The following is a 376-nucleotide window of genomic DNA, read 5'->3' on the forward strand; positions in this document are numbered from 1 at the left end:
TCAACGATGGTGACTGCACGGTTGTTGACACTTCGACAAAACAAACGACCACCAAGAAGGATGCTAAATAATGAGTATTAGCTTCAACGAAGTTCCTAGCAATATTCGCGTACCAGGTTGTTTTATCGAGATAGATAATAGCCTAGCGAACAGTGCAGAAGAACAACAAATCATCTTAGCCATTGGTAATGCGATTGCAGGTGCCAAAATTGGGCCAAATACCGTGACTTTGTGTATGGACGAAACCATTGCAGCAGAGAACTTCGGGAAAGATGGTGCAACCTCTGAAATTGTGGAAATGGTGGAGCACTTCCGCAAACAAGATGAAGTTATGCCTATCTTCGCAGTCAGTGTTGACGCTGGTGATATCACCAGT

At 43.9% G+C, this 376-nt stretch carries 1 pseudogene; it reads left to right on the top strand.

The window, feature by feature from the left end:
• Window positions 1-70: 70 nt before the first annotated feature.
• Window positions 71-376: pseudogene (locus A3712_RS07300) on the top strand (phage tail sheath subtilisin-like domain-containing protein); the annotation flags it as partial.

The sequence above is a fragment of the Vibrio sp. HI00D65 genome, from assembly GCF_001635455.1.
In the GTDB taxonomy this organism is placed as follows: Bacteria; Pseudomonadota; Gammaproteobacteria; order Enterobacterales; family Vibrionaceae; genus Vibrio.